Annotated in this window: 19 protein-coding genes and 1 other RNA gene; 15 read left to right on the top strand and 5 right to left on the bottom strand. The window is 44.2% G+C overall.

Annotated features, from left to right (window positions below; genetic code table 11):
• Positions 1–410 precede the first annotated feature (410 nt).
• Both ISR87_10165 and ISR87_10160 read right to left on the bottom strand, forming a co-directional pair.
• A complete protein-coding gene (locus ISR87_10165) occupies positions 411–788 on the bottom strand; it encodes a hypothetical protein (protein MBL7025810.1) in 378 nt (125 codons plus the stop codon).
• Complete coding sequence (locus ISR87_10160) at positions 778–1329, bottom strand: RNA polymerase sigma factor (protein ID MBL7025809.1); 552 nt, start codon at positions 1327–1329, stop codon at positions 778–780. The genes ISR87_10165 and ISR87_10160 overlap by 11 nt, the downstream gene beginning before the upstream one ends.
• 151 nt (positions 1330–1480) lie before the next feature.
• On the opposite strand from ISR87_10160, the gene ISR87_10155 reads away from it, so the two are divergent.
• From ISR87_10155 to ISR87_10145, 3 genes are all read left to right on the top strand, one after another.
• Entirely contained in the window at positions 1481–1837 is a 357-nt protein-coding gene (locus ISR87_10155; protein ID MBL7025808.1) for a hypothetical protein, read from the top strand.
• 354 nt (positions 1838–2191) lie between these two features.
• Positions 2192–4552 carry a TonB-dependent receptor gene (locus ISR87_10150; protein ID MBL7025807.1) on the top strand — a complete coding sequence of 787 codons (2361 nt, stop codon included), beginning with the start codon at positions 2192–2194 and terminating at the stop codon, positions 4550–4552.
• Between the two features lie 8 nt (positions 4553–4560).
• A complete protein-coding gene (locus tag ISR87_10145; protein ID MBL7025806.1) occupies positions 4561–5700 on the top strand; it encodes a hypothetical protein in 1140 nt (379 codons plus the stop codon).
• Here ISR87_10145 and genX read toward each other — a convergent pair.
• Positions 5616–6650, bottom strand: coding sequence for an EF-P lysine aminoacylase GenX (gene genX, locus ISR87_10140; GenBank protein ID MBL7025805.1), 1035 nt, complete (start codon positions 6648–6650; stop codon positions 5616–5618). The genes ISR87_10145 and genX overlap by 85 nt on opposite strands.
• Before the next feature lie 112 nt (positions 6651–6762).
• On the opposite strand from genX, the gene ISR87_10135 reads away from it, so the two are divergent.
• Genes ISR87_10135 through ISR87_10115 form a run of 5 tightly spaced genes read left to right on the top strand, consistent with a single transcriptional unit; the run spans position 6763 to position 10058 of the window.
• Positions 6763–8445: a hypothetical protein gene (locus tag ISR87_10135; GenBank protein ID MBL7025804.1), complete on the top strand. Its 1683-nt coding sequence runs from the start codon at positions 6763–6765 to the stop codon at positions 8443–8445.
• Positions 8442–9113 (top strand): endonuclease III, encoded by a 672-nt coding sequence (nth, locus tag ISR87_10130; protein ID MBL7025803.1) that lies wholly within the window; start codon positions 8442–8444, stop codon positions 9111–9113. The genes ISR87_10135 and nth overlap by 4 nt, the downstream gene beginning before the upstream one ends.
• Position 9114: 1 nt before the next feature.
• Positions 9115–9390, top strand: coding sequence for an acylphosphatase (locus ISR87_10125; GenBank protein MBL7025802.1), 276 nt, complete (start codon positions 9115–9117; stop codon positions 9388–9390).
• A 53-nt stretch (positions 9391–9443) separates the two neighbouring features.
• Positions 9444–9800 (top strand): Spx/MgsR family RNA polymerase-binding regulatory protein, encoded by a 357-nt coding sequence (locus ISR87_10120; protein ID MBL7025801.1) that lies wholly within the window; start codon positions 9444–9446, stop codon positions 9798–9800.
• A 27-nt stretch (positions 9801–9827) separates the two neighbouring features.
• The gene (locus ISR87_10115) at positions 9828–10058 is read left to right on the top strand and encodes a transcriptional coactivator p15/PC4 family protein (GenBank protein ID MBL7025800.1); all 231 of its coding nucleotides are present in this window, start codon (positions 9828–9830) and stop codon (positions 10056–10058) included.
• Here the strand turns inward: ISR87_10115 and fetB are convergent.
• On the bottom strand, positions 10055–10855 hold the full coding sequence (gene fetB, locus ISR87_10110) for an iron export ABC transporter permease subunit FetB (GenBank protein MBL7025799.1): 801 nt from the start codon (positions 10853–10855) through the stop codon (positions 10055–10057). The two genes, ISR87_10115 and fetB, sit on opposite strands and share 4 nt — an antisense overlap.
• Positions 10845–11540 carry an ABC transporter ATP-binding protein gene (locus tag ISR87_10105; protein MBL7025798.1) on the bottom strand — a complete coding sequence of 232 codons (696 nt, stop codon included), beginning with the start codon at positions 11538–11540 and terminating at the stop codon, positions 10845–10847. The genes fetB and ISR87_10105 overlap by 11 nt, the downstream gene beginning before the upstream one ends.
• Before the next feature lie 161 nt (positions 11541–11701).
• On the opposite strand from ISR87_10105, the gene ISR87_10100 reads away from it, so the two are divergent.
• The 7 genes from ISR87_10100 (at position 11702) to recJ (ending at position 21208) form a co-directional block, all read left to right on the top strand.
• A complete protein-coding gene (locus tag ISR87_10100) occupies positions 11702–12877 on the top strand; it encodes an acyl-CoA dehydrogenase family protein (protein ID MBL7025797.1) in 1176 nt (391 codons plus the stop codon).
• Between the two features lie 63 nt (positions 12878–12940).
• Positions 12941–13957 carry a UDP-glucose 4-epimerase GalE gene (gene galE, locus ISR87_10095; GenBank protein ID MBL7025796.1) on the top strand — a complete coding sequence of 339 codons (1017 nt, stop codon included), beginning with the start codon at positions 12941–12943 and terminating at the stop codon, positions 13955–13957.
• 238 nt (positions 13958–14195) lie between these two features.
• Positions 14196–16445, top strand: a complete 2250-nt coding sequence (gene topA, locus ISR87_10090) for a type I DNA topoisomerase (protein ID MBL7025795.1) — start codon at positions 14196–14198, stop codon at positions 16443–16445.
• Positions 16446–16468: 23 nt separating this feature from the next.
• Entirely contained in the window at positions 16469–17794 is a 1326-nt protein-coding gene (locus tag ISR87_10085; protein ID MBL7025794.1) for a glycine--tRNA ligase, read from the top strand.
• A gap of 285 nt (positions 17795–18079) precedes the next feature.
• Positions 18080–18793: a hypothetical protein gene (locus tag ISR87_10080; protein ID MBL7025793.1), complete on the top strand. Its 714-nt coding sequence runs from the start codon at positions 18080–18082 to the stop codon at positions 18791–18793.
• A gap of 112 nt (positions 18794–18905) precedes the next feature.
• Positions 18906–19388, top strand: an RNA gene (rnpB, locus tag ISR87_10075) — RNase P RNA component class A.
• A gap of 113 nt (positions 19389–19501) precedes the next feature.
• On the top strand, positions 19502–21208 hold the full coding sequence (gene recJ, locus ISR87_10070) for a single-stranded-DNA-specific exonuclease RecJ (GenBank protein MBL7025792.1): 1707 nt from the start codon (positions 19502–19504) through the stop codon (positions 21206–21208).
• The last annotated feature ends 6 nt before the right edge of the window (positions 21209–21214 follow it).

Below are 21214 nucleotides of genomic sequence, written 5' to 3'. Positions count from 1 at the left end.
GAAGCTGGATACCTCTTTTTCACGGATTATTACCGAAATGTTAAGGTGTAAATTAAGGAACCGCCCTGTACGGAACCGTACGCAGGGTGGTGTGAGAGGACGGATAGGGAATTAATCCCTATCCTCCTACTCGATTATAGGGATGTTTGGTTCAGAAATCTCTAAAATGTCTCGACTTGCATCTAATTATCTCAATTTTCATTCAGGATTTGGATGCGGCCTCAGCAAACAGCTTAACTCCCATTTTTTTACAACGAAGAAAACGAAAAGAACGAATAGTCCAGTTTAGATTCGTGATCATCGTTGTGAGATTAAATTGAATCACAGTCATATTATGCGAGTATAACCCTACCCTTATACCATTTTACCCTAAATAAAAAGGCCACTCATATGGGACAGCCACTTTATTTTTAAACCTTTGTGAGCCCCGGATGCTTTTCTGTGTCCACCCAAACCCAACCCAAGAGTAAACAGGTCAAGGCAATTAATCCTACAATGGGATGCATCAACATTTGAGGAGATAAGGCGCTGAATCCAATGGCACCCTGAGACAAGGAGGCTAGCATGCCCTTCAGTGGTGTCCAGAAAAACATTAGCATACCTGCACCCCACAACATGAGAATTCCATTGAGAAATAAGGAGATTCGATCAAGCTGACGATTTTGAGCCAAAACAATTTGCGATGGGATTGCCATAAGTTGTTGCTCAAGATGTGCTGGCGGGTTCTCCCAGGAATTTTCAAGTAGGGCATCAATGACATCTTGCTTGGTGGAATTATCAGGTCTCACTATAGACCTCCATTAACATTAGTTTCAAATTGGCTTTGGCTCTGCGAATATGGGATTTTACCGTATTTAAGGGAATATCCATAATTTCGGCCACCTCTGTGTATTGAAATTCCTTTAAATAGTAAAGTGTGATCGCGTCAGATTGCAGGGGGGATAAAGCTGAAACTGCTTCTCTGATTTGGTCTTTTTCCACTTCCTGGATAAAAATATCCTGGACATCGCTATTGAGTTCTTCAGGTTCCAGATCCGCCCTTTCCCCCAGAGGAATCATTCTTGAGGATAGCTGAGACTCTTTTTTGATCATGGTATGGCATACATTTAGGGCAATTCGATATATCCAGGTACCCAGCTGAGAATCATCTCTGAAATTTTGCAGCCCTTTATAAACCCGAATAAATGTTTCCTGACAGATATCTTCGGCCAGGGTGACCTGATTGCATTTCATCAGCGCCAGATTATAAATAAGACTACTATGATTCTTTACTATATCCCGAAAGAGGTGATCTGCTTCTTTTTGAACTCTGGGAATCATATTGATCATATTAATACTTAGACCTGGAATAATGTTGATTTGTTGCAGTTTGACTAAAAATAAAAATTCTTCAAAAAATAAGTAAAAAGATGCAACAAAAACAAATAGATCTCGGTCTAATACCACGATGAACCTAAAATCTATATAAAAGGAGAATACAATGAATACCGCAATGGAAGCCTTTGTTCCAATCGCTATGTTCTTAGTTGTCGGCGCGGTAGCGATTGCCGCCATGATCTTAAAAAATCAGAAAAGAAAAATCGAGAGCACTGAAATTCTCGCAGCCATTGAAAAAGGGGTTGATGTAAAATTTCCAGATGTAAATAAGAATCGCCTCTTACCTGGATTGATATGGCTTTTTCTGGGAATCATCATGACCCTCGGAATGGCTTTGGCCATACCCGATGATGCCCCATCAGGTATGTGGGTCTGGGGATTAATACCCGCAGCAGTTGGTGCAGCCTATCTTATTGTCTATCGCATCGATCAACAAAAGGGAGATTCAGAAGAGAACTAATACCCTCTTATTTATTTCCACTTTCGTAAAAAGAAGGCAGGGGGTCCTGCCTTCTTTTTACTTATCCCACCAAACATAAGTTTAACACTCCAGGTCTGCTGTTCCACGAATAAAACTCACCTCCCACCAGTTATCGTTTACATTCGCTCCGTGATAAAAGAGATGCTGAGATGGACATGGGGAATGAATGTGACAATCCAGAACTCAATATAAATTGAGAGCTTCGGACTCACCTGTTGATTAATAACGCTCATAACGCTCATTATTTTATTGCAGTCCATTCATTTCAGGATTAGAATGTTGGCGTCAGTAAACAGCCCTGACTGGAATAGGCTGATATAGAAAGAAGATCGAATGAAAAGATACACGCTCCTGAACTGGATATTCATCCTGTCACTCATTCTGGTGGATCAAGGTATTGCTCAAGAAAGGTTTGGCAGGATTAATGGAAATCTCCGCCACGCCGATACGGGTGAACCCCTCATGTACGGTAATGTAACTATCAAAGGCACGGGGATCGGTGCAGCAAGTGATATCGCTGGTTACTATACCATAAGCAATATACCGGCAGGCAATTATACCATGCTGGTTACCATTATTGGTCATGAGCGCGTTGAACGCGAGATTTCAGTCGTTGCCGGGCTTGAGCAGCGCCAGGATTTTGAGATGGAACCTGCTGATATAGAGGGACAGGAAGTTGTGGTTACTGGTGAGAGGCAGCGATTTGAGAGACAGGTAGAAGTTAGTGCTGTCAGCCTGTCAATGCGCGATGTGAAGCTCATGCCGGCCTTTGTAGAAGCCGATATTTTTAGGACGCTGCAACTTTTGCCCGGAGTCCAATCATCAAGCGATTTTTCATCAGCACTGGTTGTTCGAGGTGGCAGTCCAGACGAAAACCTGATCATGCTGGACGGAATCGAGATCTACAATCCATTTCATTTAGGGGGGGTCTTCTCAACATTCAATGCCGATGCCATCGCCGATGCTGAATTTATTGCAGGTGGCTTTCCCGCTAAGTATGGGAATCGTATTTCCTCTGTATTGAGTATCACGGGTCGGGAAGGCGATTCTAGACAGAAAAAAAATGTTACTGGCAATAAATTAGGTGATTATTTCGATCTGAGTCAGGTCGCAGGCGAGGTCAATTTACTTAGCTCCAAGATTTTGCTTGAAGGTCCCATTGGCAAAGGCTCATGGCTGTTCTCTGGCAGACGAACCTATTTTGATCAACTCGCCCGGATCTATTATTGGGCCAAGGATGAGCCCATGGACTGGTCCTATTATTTTTATGATTTCCAGGGAAAAATCATCCAGAATATCAATCCAACCAACCGCTTCAGCTTTTCCCAGTACCAAGGTCGTGACCGAATTGAATTCCAGCTTGAACAGTCAGATTCAGATGTAAACTTCCGCTGGGATTGGGGTAATTCTACAAGGAGTACTGAATGGCGCTGGGTACCTAACACAAAAATTGTTTCCACCCTCTCTCTGGCTAACACCAGCTATAAGTTTGATGTAAATCTTCAATATTCTGCCACCGATACTTCAGGCTCAATTGCTGAGGCAGAATTTGTCGTTTTTAATGAAATAAATGATTGGACGGTCAAAGAAAATTTGGATTGGTACATCTCATCAGCACATACAGTCACCACAGGTTTGGAAATTAAAGCCCTGGGTGTCAATTTTAATATTGGTGATGGAATTATCAGTTTTATTGATGAGCAAGAGGACAACACGATTTACAGCGCTATCCTCCAGGATAAATGGCAGCCCAATCCAGTCTTCATGCTGCAGGCCGGTATGCGCATCACTAAATATTCTGCTCATGATAATCTCTATTATGAACCCAGACTTGGATTTAAATACCTGTTTAATAAGGATTTGGCCTTGAAAGGTGCCTGGGGAATATATAACCAGTTCATCTTTACAGCCCAGGATGAAGATGCCATCTTGAGTATAGTTGACTTCTGGAATCCCATCCCTGAAAATTATGGTGCCAAACGAGTACAGCACTTTATCCTCGGTCTTGAGCAGTGGCTCGGTGATGGGTGGTTTACCAGTGTTGAAGGCTATTACAAACCCTACAGCAACACCCTGGTCATCAACCCCAATCAAAGTTTTATAGATCCTGATGATGATTATACAGAGGGTACGGCAGAGGTTTATGGTGCCGAGTTCCTTCTAAAAAGGAACGCTGGTAAACTTACTGGCTGGGTCGGTCTTTCAATTATGAATAGCTCTCAAGAATTCGATTTCAATGGGGATGGTCTAATTTTGGAGAGTGAAGGTGAGATTTATAAATCCAAATTTGATCAACCCTTTTCAGCAAATGTCGTTCTTAGCTACGCTGCCTCAAGCAAAAATAGTTTTGGTCTAACACTCAGTAGCAGCAGTTCAAACCTTTATACACCGACTGTTGGCTATATCTACACGCAAAATGGATCAACTTTTGATTATGGTAATCCCTATACGAATCTTACAGAGATCAAGGGCAATCGAAACTCAGCACGCTATCCAAACTATTTCAGAGTAGATGTGAGTTATTCACGTGTGATCAACCCTTTCAACCTTGAGGGTCTGTTCAAAGTGCAGATTATCAACGCAACCAATCATTTTAACACCTTTGTTTACAATTGGGACCTGGCAGCAGGGACCGTTGAGGGAATCGGAATGTTTCCCTTCCTGCCTACATTTGGTGTTGAATTCAAATTCTAGAGGTGAGTATGACAATCCTGAACAAGACCATATTTCTAAAAATTATCAGTATTGCGACCCTGGTAATGATATTCACTGGTTGTACAGAAGAACTCAGTATCGCTGACTTTGCTGAAGATTTTGAGAGCTATGAAGTTGAACTCAGAGTTGAAGGAGTTCTAGACCAGAACGATTTTTCAAAATCGATTATCCGCATGGACAAAACCATATTGGTCACCGATACTTCCCTGTTCAATGGGATAGATGACAATGGAGACTGGGAGAGTTACACGGATGAAAACGGTAATGGGAAGTGGGATGATGGTGAACCATTGAATGATGATATTGGCGGTGAGTATCGTGGACCGGATCAACCCCCAATTGGTCAGGGGAACGGTATCCCTGATCCGGGTGAACCCCATGTGGATGACTATATCGAAGTTTTACCCCAGGTGCATGACTCCACCATGGTATCCGTTGTTCTCCGTGATTCACTGAACTCCGGCGTTGTGGCAGAGTTCGTATGGAAGTCACAAGCAGCAAGTTTTGATGTGAGCTATGGTCCTGGTGGGCCTCCTGAAGTCGCTGCTCAAAACCCTTATATTACCTATACTTATGGAGCTTATGTCCCCCATGAACAGTATTGGAATGTCCAACTGGATTCCAGTAAAATATACACCATTGAAATTACCACGTCCTCTGGTAGAATTATTTCAGCCAGCACTGACATTATCTCTTCCCCACTCAATCTACTGTGGGAAAACACTACCTGGCTAAATGATACTCTGGTTACACCAGCAAATAACTATTCCTATCTGACCTGGAATAATCCTGAGGAGTCATTATTTGGTGCTTTGCAACTCGACCTCTATTTCCGACCTGATTCTATAAAGGGATTCTATGCATATACCAGAGCAGCATTTCAGGAGGATGAGACGACAGGTTTACCTTTATTCCAGGAAAGTTTCATTGGCTTTCCCTTGGGGATGTATCGCATTACAGTCAGCAGCCTGAACAGCAGCTATGGCAAATATATATATTCCGGTCTCCCCTTAAGAGATAGAGAGCTGTCTAATTGGAGAGATCAAGATGGGAATGTAGTATTGGGATCCTTGGGGTCGAGGTCTTCCATCACCTTCTTTTTACGTCTGGCTTCCCCAACAGGATAGAGAAAGAATTGGCGTATATCGGTTTCACCCGTTAGGGCCATGAGTAGACGTTCGACACCGAGTGCAATGCCTCCCGTTGGAGGCATTTTGCCTACAGCCTCGATAAAATCAGAGTCAATGGGATGGGGTGGATAACCGAGTGTCTTGCGTTTTCGATTGGCATCTTCAAATCGCTTGAGCTGTTCTTCAGAATCGGTCAATTCACTAAAGGCGTTGCCGATTTCGATGCCACGGATGTATAGTTCAAATCGTTCTGCCCAGACATTTTCCGGCGCTTTGAGTTTTGATAAAGCTGCCATGGAAGCTGGATAGGCATAGACAATTTCTGGCTGCGTCATCCCAAGATTGGGCTCAATCAACTTGAGCCACACACGGAAAAAGATATCCTCAAAACTATCATCCCCTGGAATCTCCTCATCAAGGGTTCGAGCAGCTTCACTTCGCCAATAGTCAGGTTCACTCATGCCACGCCCCAACTCAAGATTTGCATGAATATGAAAACAGTCCTGAATAGATGTCCGCTTGACAGTTTCCCATGTAAACCCCTCTGAAAGGCGAGTCGTCTCAAAGTGTTGGCTCAAATAATGGAGTAAGGCCTCTATATCATCCATAATCTGGATGTATGAACCAGGCCGATACCATTCCAGCATATTGAACTCAGGGTGATGTTGGGGGCCAAGCTCTCCATGATTCCGAAACACCCGGGCAATTTCAAATATCCTCTCGAATCCAGCACCCAGCGCCTTTTTAATGGCAAATTCTGGTGATGTGGGTAAGTGAAGCAGCTCCTCAGACCCATCATGCTGTATATATTTTGTGGTGAAGCTATGTAGATGCACTTCCATCCCCGGGGAAGGCACCAGAAGGGGAGTTTCTATTTCAAAAAAGTCCCTCCCTGTGAAAAAATCACGCAAATGATTGATGAGTTGACGTTTTTGACGAAGTCTCAATTGATTCATGCTGGCAATATGTTAATTCTGACCCCAATTTCAAACAGCCATGACTCATTGTGAATATCTTCAGTAATACTTCTTTATCACCAATCCTTATTTATTTTGAGAAATGAATAATTCGCAAATATCTGATAGAATAAATCGCCTCGCCTCCATGATGTCCCTCCTGGATGAAAGCCCCTTCAAGATTCAGAGCTTTGAAAAAGCAGCTCGAATTGTCAGGGAGCATGCAGAAGACATGGGTGTATTGGTCGATGAAGACCGTTTGAAGGATGTCCCCGGTGTGGGACCAACCTTAGCTTATGTCATTATGAATTATGCCAAAGCCGGAACAGTAGGTCTGGAACAGGAACTGGAATCTCAACTTCCTGAAGGCCTGTCTGATCTGCTGGATCTCCCTGGTCTGGGAATGAAGAAAGTTAAACAACTCTGGCATGAATTTGACATCAGCAACATGGAATCCCTCCAGAAGGCCTGTGAAGCGGATGCGCTTTCCAATATGAAGGGGTTTGGTCCCAGGCATCAGGTGAAATTACTGGATGCCATTACCTTTCGATCCAAACATACCAGAGATTTTTATCTTGATGTTGCTCTGTCCGCAGCACAGAGGTGGATGGGCAATATGGATCGTCTCTCTTGTGTGGGTCATATTGAGTTGACTGGAAAAATCAGACGCGGAGACAAGCTTATTCAATCGGTTGAATTTATTGTTGAAGCAGATCAGGCACAGTTGATTTCTGAGCTGCATAATCAATATGATTGTGAGCTCACTGTTTCAACGCCACTCATTTTCACTGATAAGTCGGGGATTCCAATTCAGCTATGGATTTGCAGTTCGGAAAGCTTTGCCGCTGAACAACTGATCCGCACGGGTGGTGAGGTTTATTTAGAAAACATATCCAACCTATATGGTAATGATACTGAATCAACCATCCAGGCACTCGCCGGGCAAAAGAACGCATCAACTGAAAAAGTCCTGTGTGAATCAATAGGCATTCAATGGATTGAACCTGAACTGCGGGATGTCTACGCTTCTTTTTCAGAAGAAATTAAGCTGATTGAGGAAAGTGATATAAAAGGCACCTTTCATGCCCACTCCACTTGGAGTGATGGGCGAAATTCGCTTGAAGAACTGGCTGAGGCCGCTCGGAATCTGGGATACCAATATCTCGGCATCAGTGAGCATTCACAAGCTGCCTACTATGCCAATGGCTTGAAACCTGATAAAGTCAAATCTCAGTGGGAACTCATTGATCAGCTCAACGATGCTAACTCTGATTTTCACATATTTAAGGGAATTGAAGCAGATATCCTTAAGGATGGGAGCCTGGATTATGATGAGGAACTCCTGGCAGGATTTGATTTTGTGATTGCTTCAATCCACAGCCATTTTCATCTGGATCCTGTAAAACAAACGAATCGCATTGTACGAGCGCTCCAAAGCCCATTTACCACCATTCTCGGACACCCAACTGGCAGAATGCTTATGGCCAGACCTGGCTATAATCCAGATTTACCAACAATAATTGATGTGGCAGCCGAAAATGATAAACTGATTGAAATCAACACAACCCCCAAGCGACTTGATTTGGATTGGCGGTATCTAAAATACGCCAAAGAACGGGGTGTAAAAATCTCCATTAACCCTGATGCCCATAGCGTCACGGGACTTAAAACTGTCCCTTTAGGTGTTCGCACGGCTCGCAAAGGGGGCCTCACAGCAGCAGAAGTTCTGAATACCATTGGTATGAATGAGATGAAAAAATATTTGCAGATGCGGAGAACTAAATGAGAGAATCAGTGACAAATAAAAAGCTTCGTATGCGTCTAATCATTGATGCCCTGTATAAGACATATCCAGATTCAAAATGCAGCCTGGAACATCGGTCTCCTTTTCAACTGCTCATTTCCACCATGCTATCTGCCCAATGCACTGATGATCGCGTGAATATGGTAACCCCCAAATTATTTAAGCATTACCCCACAGCTAAGAGCATGGCCAGCGCGCCAGTTGAACATCTCGCAGAACTGGTTCGTTCAACGGGATTTTTTAACAGCAAATCAAGAAACATGAGTGCCTGTGCACAAACCCTCCTGCAGGAGCATGGGGGAGAAGTCCCTGCAAACCTGGATGATCTGGTGAAACTCCCTGGAGTGGGTCGCAAAACGGCCAATGTGGTTCTGGGTACAGGTTTCCATATCCCTGGTCTGGTGGTTGATACCCACGTGATCCGTATTGCCAATCTGTTGAGAATGACCAATCAAAAAGATGCTGTCAAAATTGAAATGGAACTTCAGAAGGTCATAGAACAACAGGAACATTGGGTCATGTTTACCCATCTCATTATCGATCATGGGAGAGCAGTATGTATTGCACGACGGCCTCAATGCCATACCTGTGTTCTGGCTGAGTTTTGCCCCAGCGTTCTGCCTGAGGAAGCCATCAAGAAAAAGAAATGATATGGATACATCAACTGAATTTAGAGTTTCTGGAAAAGTTCAAGGTGTAGGATTTAGATTCTTTGTAAAATCCACAGCTCAAGGGTTGGGTCTCACAGGATGGGTGAAAAATCATTCAGATGGGTCGGTGGTTGGAGTCGCTGAAGGAGACCACGGGCTGATAATATCCTTCTTAAAAGAGGTAGGTGTGGGCAACAGGTGGTCCCAGGTTGAAGCAGTTGAGAATCTTGCCCGGAGCTACAGTGGGGATTTCAAAACTTTTGAAATTCGGTATTAGGAAAGTGTGGGGACAGTAATTATTTATACTGAAGAATTTGAAAGGGACAGTTTATGAAGCCAACATTCTATGATAAAAAAACATGTGGAACCTGTAAAAAGGCCCAGGTTTATCTGAATGAAAGCAAGGTTGAATTTGAAAAGGTGGATATCATAAACAGCCCTCCCAGTCGCGAGCTGCTGGAAAAATTTATTGATGCAAATGATATCAAACCCTACTTGAATTCCCGGTCGGCTATTTATCGTGAATTAAAGCTGGGGCAAAATCTTCCAGATAAAGCCAAAGCCATTGAGTTGATGCTTCAAGATTCCAATCTCATCAAAAGACCCTTTGTGGTTATGGGCGATGTTGGTTCCTTTGGGTTTACTTCGAATGAATTTGATGAAAAATGGGGCACCTCAAGCAAGTAGTATTGAAACAAAGAAAAGGATAAATACATGGAAAAGATTATTGGTGAAGTAGAACGAAGTGAAACTGAAAAGATTCTGATTCAGGTAAAAGAATTCAAGGGTCGCACCTATGTGGATTTTAGAATTCACTATCTGGCTGACGAGGACGAATGGCGTCCAACTCAGAAGGGTATTACGGTTGCTCCAGCTTTGTGGGAAGACTTCAAAAAGCATGTTGATGAAGCCAACAAATTTCTCGGTGAAGAAGGTTTGATCTAGGCTTTTTCCCTCAGCAGCTCACGCCTGAGCTGTAATTTTGATGTAAAATATTGACGGTACACAATGGCCAGCATAATCATGTTGGCCAGGGTTGCTGTTGTGAACCACATATACATAATCATGATTTGATAGCGCACAGCAATAATGGGATCAATTCCAGCAAGAATCTGACCTGTCATCACACCGGGGAGTTGTACCAAACCCACGGTCATCATGGCATTGATGTTTGGGATTAATGCAGCATGGATCGAAGCCTTCATGGCATCGTGGACGGCCAGTTTTGGGGTGGCACCCAGCGCCAGCAGGGTTTCAATCTCCCGCTCCCGATGTTTCATCTCACCTACAAATCGATTGGCTGTCAATGCCGTCGAATTGAGCCCATTGCCTATAATCATTCCGCCAATAGGAATGGCCGCGTAAGGTGAGAACCAGGGCTCCACATCCAGGATAAAAAGCAGGATAGTCCCTAAAATAAGGATGGCTGAACCCAATAAGGCCACCAACATGGCAGGGAAGAAGTGGGGGATTGCATGCTTCTGACGTCGTGTACCCTCATAACTGGCAATCACTATCATGATAAAGAGCAAAGCAAGCATAAATGCCCAATGTTCTTGACCAAAAAACCAGGTTAGCACATACCCCATAAGGGTCAACTGAACAAAGGTACGCACCGTACCGATCAGAAGCGTGTTTTCCAGGCCTAACTTCCATTTTTTGATTAAAAATAGTGAAAAGGCAATAAACAGCAGTGATACCAGCAAATCATTCCAACTCAGGACATAAAAATCAGGTCGCATCAGTGACCTCATTTTTTAACAGGCCCGCATCCTCAAAGGCGTGTGACTTATCAAGGGTTTTAAAATCTCCATCCCCGATAATTTTTCCATGGGATAAAATGATAACTCGTTTGGCGTATCGACGCATGAGCATGTGATCATGAGAAACAGCGATAACTGTTAAATTTAATGCACCTCTCAGTTCCTCGATCTGGTCCATGATTTCACGGGCAAGTTTTGGATCCAGATTGGATGTAGGCTCATCCAGTAGCAGAACCTGTGGATGGTTCAGCAGGGTCCTGGCCAGAGCTAGCCTTTGTTGTTCTCCACCTGAGAGATCCCGGGCATGATGCGTTAATTTAATGCCGACTAAACCAACCTGATCCAGAGCAGTCAGAATCTCATGATCCAGCGTTTGAGAGATGCTCTGGTCCCAGCGGCCGGCAATCAATAAATTCTCCCTGACTGTCCCTTCAAAAACCACAGGGTTTTGAAAGAGAACACCTACATTTTTGCGGAGCGCTTGTATATCTGAATCAATCTCACCACCCCGGAATGTGATTTTTCCCGAGCTGGGACTGGTCAGGGCGTTAAACATTCTTAATAGAGAGCTTTTGCCAGCACCTGAGGCACCAATAACAGCTACAAACTCACCTTTAGAAATGTTAAAATTAAGTCCCTGGAGGATGTTTAAATCATCAACCATTAAGTGCACATCTTCAAACTGAAATAGCAGGTCATTTTCCATGGCCAATAATATATGGCGCAGAGGCAGAAAGAAATGATATAAGACATAGGAGCATTGGTGTTTTTTGTTTGCCAGGTTTTTACAGCGTTTACCTTTGCAGCTGAAATTGGAGAATCTACATGGCTTTAAAAATAGTTGGTCCAGATTTTTTTGACTTGTCAGCTTTGCTCTCTGAAGAAGAGATAGCTGTTCAAAATATGGCTCATGATTGGGTGCGTGACCGTTTTAATCCCCTCATTTCAAAACATTACAGGGAGGGAAGTTTCCCTTTTGAATTGCAGGCTGAAATGGGAGAGATGGGATTTTTTGGATCTACACTCCCAGAGAAGTATGGGACTGCAGGGATAAATAGTGTGGCTTTCGGCTTGATGATGCAGGAACTGGAGCGTGGAGACTCAGGTCTGCGCAGCTTCGCATCTGTACAGGGATCACTGGTCATGTGGCCCATCTGGAAATATGGCTCAGAAGCGCAAAAGGACAAATGGTTACCCCTGCTGGCTTCAGGAGAAAAAGTTGGCTGTTTTGGACTGACTGAACCTGACTTTGGGTCAAACCCTGGCGGAATGATCGCCCGGGTAAAGCAGGAGAGCGACAGCTTCATTCTTAATGGTACCAAAATGTGGATTACCAACTCACCTGTTGCAGATGTGGCCCTGATCTGGGCCAAGGATGAGCAGGGGGAAGTCAGAGGATTTCTCGTTGAACGAGGGACACCTGGATTCGAGACCCCGGAAATAAAGGGGAAATTGTCCCTGAGAGCTTCCGTAACAGGCGAAATTGTATTAAACAACTGTACCATACCCCTGGAGAACAAACTGCCTGAAGCAAATGGTCTCAAAGCACCTCTGAGTTGCTTGAGTCAGGCGCGATATGGCATCAATTGGGGTGTGATTGGAGCAGCCATTGCCTGTTATGAGGAAGCTGTGGATTATGCGAAAACCAGAATCCAGTTTGATAAACCAATCGGAGCGTTTCAATTAACCCAGCAAAAATTGGCGGAAATGCTGAATGAAATCACCAAGGCTCAGTTTCTGACACTACAACTGGGTCGTCTAAAAGATCGAGCAACCCTGAATCACAAGCAGGTCAGTCTGGCTAAAATGAACAATGTGCGCATGGCTATCGAGGTTGCCCGTTCTGCCAGGAGCGTGTTGGGCGCCAGTGGTATTACAGATGAGTATGTTTCCATGCGGCATGCGGCTAACTTGGAATCAGTCCTCACCTATGAAGGAACCCATGAGATGCATACACTGGTCGTCGGGGAAAGTATCACAGGCATCCCTGCCTTTCGTTGAAACATTGAATCACCTGGGTCGTTTGTAAATGATAATGTCGAATTTTAGCGAGAAAGAAAATCTATGTCTACAATCCTGGTAACTGGTGGTGCCGGCTATATAGGTAGCCACACCGTTCTTGAATTGCTCTCACAAGGCGATGATGTTATCGTAATTGACAATCTTTCCAATAGTAGCCAGGAGTCGCTCCGACGTGTGGAAGCACTCACAGGGAAAGCGCCAGTTTTTTATGAAATAGATCTCCTGGATCAAACAGCTCTGGCAACCCCCTTCCAAAATCATCATATAGATGCGGTTATTCATTTTGCCGGATTGAAAGCAGTAGGAGAATCAGTAGAAATTCCCCTGAAGTATTACCAGAATAATCTCTCTGGAACTTTAAACTTACTTGGAGAAATGAAAACATATGGCGTGAAACGTCTGGTATTTTCATCTTCTGCAACTGTGTATGGTGATCCGAGCTCAGTCCCAATTACTGAGGATTTCCCAGTATCTGCCACCAATCCTTATGGACGGTCAAAATTGATCATTGAGGAGATGTTGGCTGACCTGGCCCTCTCCGATGCAGAGTGGGACATTTCAATTTTAAGATATTTTAATCCTGTCGGTGCCCACAGTAGCGGTCAAATTGGTGAAGATCCCAATGGCATCCCCAACAATCTCATGCCCTACATTTCTCAGGTAGCCGTCGGAAAGTTGGAAAAACTATCGGTATACGGGAATGATTATGAAACCAGAGATGGAACTGGCGTGCGTGACTATATCCATGTTGTTGATCTAGCCCAGGGACATCTAAAAGCCCTGGACCATCTCATGACACAACCCGGATTGGTGACTGTCAATTTAGGGACTGGTCAGGGATATAGCGTCCTGGAGATGGTAAAAGCATTTGAATCAGCCTCCGGTCAGACAGTTGCTTACGAGATTGTCCATCGACGCGCTGGTGATATTGCAGCGTGTTATGCCGATACTCAAAAAGCATTTGAGGTTCTGGGATGGAAAGCGGCAAAAGGATTAAAAGAAATGTGTGATGATGCCTGGCGCTGGCAATCAAAAAATCCACGGGGATATCATCAATAATCAGGGCGTTCCTCACCTTTTTCTCGCCTGGAAAAAATTGGTTTAAAAAAAGTTGATTGTCCCCCGGTATTATTAAATCTCTTCAAGCAGATAATTACCCTTTCAAATAATAGACGTAGTCTATAGGGGAAAAGAGCAGCAGAATAAATGCGAAGAAGCCCTGATACGAGGTGTTGCATTTGGGTGGGTAGCAGAATATTATTCGCGACTTGAAATAATGGAACACTAAAGGAATAGCATGTCTCAATACCTCGTCATCGTCGAATCACCCTCAAAAGCAGGGACTATTAAAAAATATTTAGGGGAAGAGTACAAGGTACTTTCAACCGTTGGACATATTCGAGATTTACCTCGAACTCAGCTGGGTGTGGACCTGAACGACAATTTTAAACCACTCTATGTGACCATTCCCGGTAAGAAAAAAAATGTAGAAGCATTGAGAGAAGCTGCCAAACAGGCAGCCCATATTTTTGTGGCAACTGACCCTGATCGAGAAGGGGAGGCCATTGGCTGGCATGTTACCCGCATCCTGAAAAATCTTAATAAACCGATTTCTCGGGTCATGTTCTATGAAATTACCAAAACTGGGGTATTGGAGGGGATGCAGAAGGCAACTGAGCTTGACATGAACATGGTCAATGCGCAGCAGGCCCGTCGCATCATAGATCGCCTGGTTGGATTCAAAGTGAGTCCATTTTTATGGCGAGTACTCTATTCCGGGCTGAGTGCCGGTCGCGTCCAATCTGTGGCATTGCGTCTCATATGTGAGCGCCAGGAAGAAATCGATAGATTTGAACCTCAGGAATATTGGACCATTAAAGCTGATGTTGAAACTGCTAAAAAGAAAACATTTGAAGCTGAACTCCAGAAGGTTGATGGAAAAAAGGCTTACATTCCCAATGAATCCACAGCAATTGAACTCAGGAATGCCCTAAAGGATGAGCAATATCTTGTATCAAAGGTTACTAAAAAGCGAGTTCGTAGAAATCCTCATGCACCCTTTACGACGTCGACGCTTCAACAGGCAGCTTTTCAAAAACTTGGCTTTACAACTAAGCGTACCATGACTCTGGCTCAGCAGCTATATGAAGGTGTTACGCTGGCAGACGGGGAAACCACTGGTCTGATAACCTATATGCGAACCGATTCAACCCGTGTGGCAGAATCTGCTATTAAATCTGCCCGATCCCAAATCGAGTCGAAATATGGCTTAGACTATTTGCCTGCTTCCCCTCGCCAATTTGGGAAAAAAGGCGGCAAAATTCAGGATGCTCACGAAGCCATCCGTCCAGCTAATCCAGAGCTGACACCCGATACTATCAAGGCTTCGTTGACTGCTCCCCAAGCCAAACTCTATGATCTTATTTGGCGACGCTTTGTTGCTTCACAAATGGCTGTAGCGGTATTTGATCAATCCACAGTTGATGTCACAGCTGGTACCCGGTTTGATTTGAGAGCTTCAGGTTCTGATCTGGTATTTGATGGGTATCGTGTGGTTTACTTTGAAAATGTTGAGGAACAGGATAGTCACCTTCCATCAGATTTGGAAGAGAGTGAGAAACTTCAAGCCTTAGAGGTCAAGGCAGATCAACATTTCACCAAACCTCCTGCTCCCTACACTGAGAGTAGTTTGGTAAAAATTCTTGATAAAGAAGGCATCGGTCGCCCATCCACCTATGCAAATATCATCTCCGTGGTCCAGGCCAGAAATTATGTTCAGTCAGAGAAGCGCAAACTATATCCAACTGAGCTAGGGAAAGTGACCAATAAGCTTCTGGTAGAAAATTTTTCTGAATTGGTGAATAAGACCTTCACTAGAGAAATGGAACTTAAACTGGATAAGGTGGAAGAAGGGGAGAGCACCTATCTGGAGGTCATGACAGAGTTTTGGTCACACCTTGAAAGATGGCTGGAGGAATCTTCAAAATCATACAGTGAGCTTAAAAAATCTCTCCAGGAAGACAGTGGTGAAGCCTGTGATAAGTGCGGCAAGCCAATGGTCATTAAATGGAGTAAAAACGGTCGATTCCTGGCCTGCTCTGGATTCCCATCCTGTAAAAATGCCAGACCCCTCGATTCACCCACCAATGGAGAAGATGGTGAAGAAACGGTTGTTGAAGATCATGGGAAATGCGAGAAGTGTGAATCTCCCCTTGTCCTCCGGGATGGTCGATATGGAAAGTTTTACGCATGCTCAGCCTATCCCAAATGCAAATTCACCAAACCATTCACCATATTGATGCCCTGTCCCAAACCAGATTGTAAGGGGGATATTTCTCCCAGACGCTCCAAGAGGGGTAGAACTTTTTATGGATGCACGAAATATCCGGACTGTGATTTTGTAAGTTGGGATCCCCCAATTGCACACAAATGTCCGGCCTGTGAGAATCCATACATGGTGGCTAAATCAACCAAGAAGAAGGGCGACTACGCGCTTTGCCCAAACTGTAAGCATGAAGTAAGCGTCAACGAGACGGAAGCTTCCTAGCAAAAAAAAATTGAGAGACAATAATGGCACGTTTAGAAAGTTTTGAGAAGCTCGTATCTCTGTCAAAAAGACGGGGATTCGTATTTCAATCGAGTGAGATTTATGGCGGAATCAACGCCTGTTATGATTATGGACCTCTGGGTGTTGAGCTTAAAAGAAATGTAAAGCAGGCATGGTGGAATGCCATGACCAGGGAATATGATAATATTGTTGGTCTGGATGCAGCCATCCTCATGCACCCCAAAGTCTGGGAAGCCAGTGGTCATGTTGGTGGTTTTACCGATCCACTTGTGGATTGTAAAAAATGCAAAACTCGTTTTCGTGAGGATAACCTTCCTGAAGCAAATATGACTTCAAAGGAATGTCCAGAGTGTGGCGGTGAGCTTACTGAATCCAGACAATTCAATCTCATGTTCAAGACCCAGATGGGTGCTGTTGAAGATACTGCTTCTACTATTTATCTACGACCTGAAACTGCCCAGGGTATTTTTGTGAACTTCCCCAATGTGGTGGATACTTCCCGTCAGCAGATTCCTTTTGGAATTGCGCAGATTGGTAAAGCCTTTCGGAACGAGATAACCCCGGGAAACTTTATCTTCAGAACTCGTGAATTCGAGCAGATGGAAATGCAATTTTTTGTAAATCCTGATCAGGCAGATGAATGGTTTGAAACCTGGATGGAAAGGCGCAAGGCTTTCTATGATACCATCGGCATCAACCCCGATAACCTGCGCTTTCATGAACACGGTCCAGATGAGCTGGCCCATTATGCCCGTGCTGCTTTTGATGTGGAATATAAGTTTCCCATTGGTTGGAGCGAGTTGGAGGGAATTCATAACCGCGCAGATTTTGATTTGAAGCAACACGCTGAATTCTCAGGTAAGAATATGAGTTATAGAGATCCCCAGACAAATCAGGTTTATACCCCATTCATTATTGAGACCTCCGCTGGTTGTGATCGTACCACACTGGCAGTTATGTGTGAAGCTTATGAGGAAGAAACTTTAGAGGATGGCTCTGTTCGGACTGTCATGCATTTTCATCCAAAGCTGGCACCCATTAAGGTGGCTATTCTACCTTTGGTGAAAAAAGGTGGTTTGAAGGAGTTGGCTACGGAAATTAAGGATGACCTCAAGCGTCATTTTAATGTTTTTTATGATGAAAAAGGTGCCATTGGCCGCCGATATCGTCGTATGGATGAAGCTGGAACCCCCTATTGTGCGACCATCGATTTTGATACGCTTGAAGACAATGCTGTGACTGTGCGAGATAGGGATTCAATGGATCAGATTCGAGTACCAATCGCAGAGCTTCAGGCTTGGCTGGCTGAACGTATCCTGACCAGCTAAATATATTGATTGACTCTCATGGGTCAGAGGGATGTGGTTTGAAACAGGCTGTGGGTCCATCCCCAGCCTGTTTTGCATTCTTCAGCAATTTGTAAAATAAATACACAATCTATTTATAGCCGCTTGTTGTCCCTCAGATGCTATTTATATTGTGTGACGTGATTAGGCGAGTATCAAAGCGACCATTCTTTTTCAAACAGCAATTTTCTGATCCACTTCGAATTAATTTAAAATGTGCACTTCAAGGTGCACTTTTCATATGATATACCCAGAGAGTAGGTGTGAATGAACAAAACGTTAATAATTTTGATTGAACTTCAGGAGATTGATCGTCAGCTCTTTGAAATCGATGAAAAAAAGGGGAGTCTTCCCCAACAGGTAGAAAAACTGGAATCACAGGCTGAAAGCGTTAAATCTGAATTGGAGACAATTCGGCAGACGCTGGAAGAGAATCAGAAAGAGCTAGTGACCATCAAGGGTGCTCTTATGGATGCTGAGGCAAAAGTTAAGAAATACCAGGATCAACTTTATCTGGTTACCACCAATCGTGAATACGATGCCTTAACCAATGAAATCGAAACGGTCAAATCTGAAATGACTGAAGGTGAGGGGCGACAATTATATCTTGAATCAGAAATTGAGAAATTGGAAGAGCTTATCGCCACGTCTGTAGAGCAGAGCACAGCCTTTGTTGAACAATTAGATGCGAACCGCGACGAATTGAAAGAAAAGTCAGATCTCACAGATGCCCGCCAGGAAGAACTTGAGGCTCAAAGAGCTAAGTTGATCAAAAAGGTTGGTCAGCGTTACTTAAGGCAGTATGAGAGAATCCTCAAAGCACGTCGCCGTGCTGTTGTTCCCATTTTGCGTGGATCCTGCTCTGGATGTCACAAGCAACTGAATCCTCAAACCATCTATGAAATCCAGCAAATGGACGCCTTTATCGAATGTGAAAATTGTGGCAGGATTCTGGTTGTCTTACCTGGAGACGATGATTAGGTCCTCACTCCATTTTTTTAGATAGAAAATTTTAGAAGAAATGATCCGAGAAATCGGATCATTTCTCTTTTAGTCACCATTCAAAGCCTTAGTTTTATTCGCTTTTTTAAAATGGGTGGATTGGGCAGTCGCCTGGCATCAGCTGGGAGGAAAGTCCGGACTCCGCAGGACAGGTTGCCCATGTTAGCAGCATGGGACTCTACTTTCGAGTAGGGATGGAAAGTGCCGCAGAAAAGATACCGCCCGTCTTCGCTCCATTCTCGCTACCGCGATCATGGAGCTACGCCGTGGCAGGCCCCGTTATTGGGCCTGCCGCGCCATAGCTTCGTTGACGTAGAATACGGGAACGGAGCGAAGGCGGGTAAGGGTGAAAACGTGAGGTAAGAGCTCACGCCAGTGTCAGGTAACTGATGCTGGGGGTAAACCCCAATTGGAGCAATTTCAAGCAGAAGAGCTTGGTAGTCCGCCATTCATCAATGATGAAACTCTTCGGGTAGGAAGCTAGTATCTCCATGCAAATGGATATCCAGATCAATGGCTGCCTCATCCTCTTTGGAGGATCAGACAAAATCCGGCTTATAGATCCACCCATTTATTTGCCTACCGTTGGTGCAAGCCAATCTTAAATGATGTGACATCAGGTTAAAACAACGACGTTTTTACCGTGAATTAAACCAATCTGAAGTTTATACTATAGACCAACTTATTATGGAAAAAATCTGGATCATTCAAGATAGTCCCCTAGGGGAAATAGAGAATCTCACAACTTCTCTGGGCGTTTCGCCAGTGGTTGGTGGACTCCTCTGGCGCCGTGATTTACGCACCATAGATGAGGCTCGTGAATTTTTTAACCCCTCCATTTCCCACTTACATGATCCCTTCCTCATGCTCAACATGGACATCGCCGTAGATGAGATTTCAAAGTGTCTTGATGCGCATGCACCCATACTGGTTTATGGGGATTATGATGTGGATGGTACCACGGCTGCATCACTATTACACTTGTTTTTGCAATCTGTTGGTGCAAAATCGGAATTTTATATCCCCGATAGAAACACGGAAGGATACGGCGTATCCCATAAGGGTATTGATTATGCAGCTGAGATTGGTGCAAAACTGATTATTACATGTGATTGCGGTATTACAGCCGTTGAGCAGGTTGAATACGCCAAACAGCTCGGTGTGAATATGATGATTACAGATCATCATATTCCTGATGATGAATTACCCGCTGCAGTGGCAATATTGAACCCCAAACAAGGTGATTGTAATTACCCCAACAAGAATTTATGCGGGGCCGGTGTAGCATTTAAACTCACTCAGGCCATTGCAAAGAGACATGAGCTCCCAGATGAACAAGCACTCCAGTTTCTTGATCTCGCAGCCATTGGAACAGCTGCGGATATAGTTAAGGTAACCGGAGAAAACCGAATTATTGTTAATGAAGGTTTGAAATTGATCAGCAGGGGAAGCCGGCCTGGAATTATCGCCCTGAAGAAAGTGGCAGGAATAACCAGGGATGAAGTCACCGTTGCCGATGTCCTATTTGGGCTAGGACCTCGAATCAATGCTGTTGGTCGCTTAGGAGAAGCCATGCGGGCAGTGCGCCTCATGACATCCACCACCCAGTCTGAGGCAAAAGAATTATCCGCTGTTCTCAACTCAGAAAATGAGGTTCGTAAGACGGTTGAAGGCAAAATATTTGATGAAGCGGTACGTCTCTCCAATGCAAAATATGACCCCAGAGAAAAACGATCGCTGGTCCTTTATCACGAGGGTTGGCATCACGGTGTGATTGGAATCGTTGCTTCGAAGCTAAAGGAGCGATACTTCGTACCCACTGTAATTATCGCGGTAAACGACGGTGTGGGAAAAGCTTCTGCCAGAAGTATCAGTGGCTTTGATCTCCATGCTGCATTCTCAGAATGTGCCGATTTGTTGCTCAGCTTTGGTGGACATACCATGGCAGCAGGAATGTCCATTGATCCTGTTAATCTGGAAGCATTTGAAAAACGATTCCAGGAAGTTGCTATGGCTCAGGTAACAGAAGAAATGATGCGACCTCGCTTAAAAATAGAGTCTATTATTGAATTTTCTGATATTAACTCCCAACTAATGGAGACGTTAAGACGCCTCGCTCCTTACGGACCTGGTAATATGCGTCCCCTCTTTGCCAGCCAAAATCTGGAAGTTATCGGCTATCCACGTCCAAAGATTGTGGGCAAGAATCACTTAAAATTGAAAGTGCGTCAGGGACGAACGATTCTGGACGCAATTGGGTTCGGAATGGCCGAGTCTCTGGAATTACTGTATTCTCAGAAGAATCTGGAAATGGCTTATGTCCTTGCTGAAAATGAATGGCAGGGTAGAAAAACTATCCAATTAGAGCTAAAAGATATTAGAGTAATGGCTTAGGAGTCC

It is taken from the genome of Candidatus Neomarinimicrobiota bacterium (assembly GCA_016784545.1).
Taxonomy (GTDB): Bacteria; Fidelibacterota; UBA8477; order UBA8477; family JABMPR01; genus JABMPR01.
This window is presented reverse-complemented; position numbering and strand designations above follow the sequence as displayed.

What these genes read in the sequence shown, in the direction of transcription:
- ISR87_10105 (MBL7025798.1), bottom strand. Translation starts at nt 11,540, where the DNA reads ATGGTTGATGATTTAAACATCCTCCAGGGACTTAATTTTAACATTTCT.
- ISR87_10150 (MBL7025807.1), top strand. Translation starts at nt 2,192, where the DNA reads ATGAAAAGATACACGCTCCTGAACTGGATATTCATCCTGTCACTCATT.
- ISR87_10120 (MBL7025801.1), top strand. Translation starts at nt 9,444, where the DNA reads ATGAAGCCAACATTCTATGATAAAAAAACATGTGGAACCTGTAAAAAG.
- ISR87_10125 (MBL7025802.1), top strand. Translation starts at nt 9,115, where the DNA reads ATGGATACATCAACTGAATTTAGAGTTTCTGGAAAAGTTCAAGGTGTA.
- ISR87_10080 (MBL7025793.1), top strand. Translation starts at nt 18,080, where the DNA reads ATGAACAAAACGTTAATAATTTTGATTGAACTTCAGGAGATTGATCGT.
- galE (MBL7025796.1), top strand. Translation starts at nt 12,941, where the DNA reads ATGTCTACAATCCTGGTAACTGGTGGTGCCGGCTATATAGGTAGCCAC.
- ISR87_10155 (MBL7025808.1), top strand. Translation starts at nt 1,481, where the DNA reads ATGAATACCGCAATGGAAGCCTTTGTTCCAATCGCTATGTTCTTAGTT.
- ISR87_10100 (MBL7025797.1), top strand. Translation starts at nt 11,702, where the DNA reads ATGGCTTTAAAAATAGTTGGTCCAGATTTTTTTGACTTGTCAGCTTTG.
- recJ (MBL7025792.1), top strand. Translation starts at nt 19,502, where the DNA reads ATGGAAAAAATCTGGATCATTCAAGATAGTCCCCTAGGGGAAATAGAG.
- topA (MBL7025795.1), top strand. Translation starts at nt 14,196, where the DNA reads ATGTCTCAATACCTCGTCATCGTCGAATCACCCTCAAAAGCAGGGACT.
- ISR87_10145 (MBL7025806.1), top strand. Translation starts at nt 4,561, where the DNA reads ATGACAATCCTGAACAAGACCATATTTCTAAAAATTATCAGTATTGCG.
- ISR87_10135 (MBL7025804.1), top strand. Translation starts at nt 6,763, where the DNA reads ATGAATAATTCGCAAATATCTGATAGAATAAATCGCCTCGCCTCCATG.
- ISR87_10085 (MBL7025794.1), top strand. Translation starts at nt 16,469, where the DNA reads ATGGCACGTTTAGAAAGTTTTGAGAAGCTCGTATCTCTGTCAAAAAGA.
- ISR87_10115 (MBL7025800.1), top strand. Translation starts at nt 9,828, where the DNA reads ATGGAAAAGATTATTGGTGAAGTAGAACGAAGTGAAACTGAAAAGATT.
- fetB (MBL7025799.1), bottom strand. Translation starts at nt 10,855, where the DNA reads ATGCGACCTGATTTTTATGTCCTGAGTTGGAATGATTTGCTGGTATCA.
- ISR87_10160 (MBL7025809.1), bottom strand. Translation starts at nt 1,329, where the DNA reads ATGATCAATATGATTCCCAGAGTTCAAAAAGAAGCAGATCACCTCTTT.
- nth (MBL7025803.1), top strand. Translation starts at nt 8,442, where the DNA reads ATGAGAGAATCAGTGACAAATAAAAAGCTTCGTATGCGTCTAATCATT.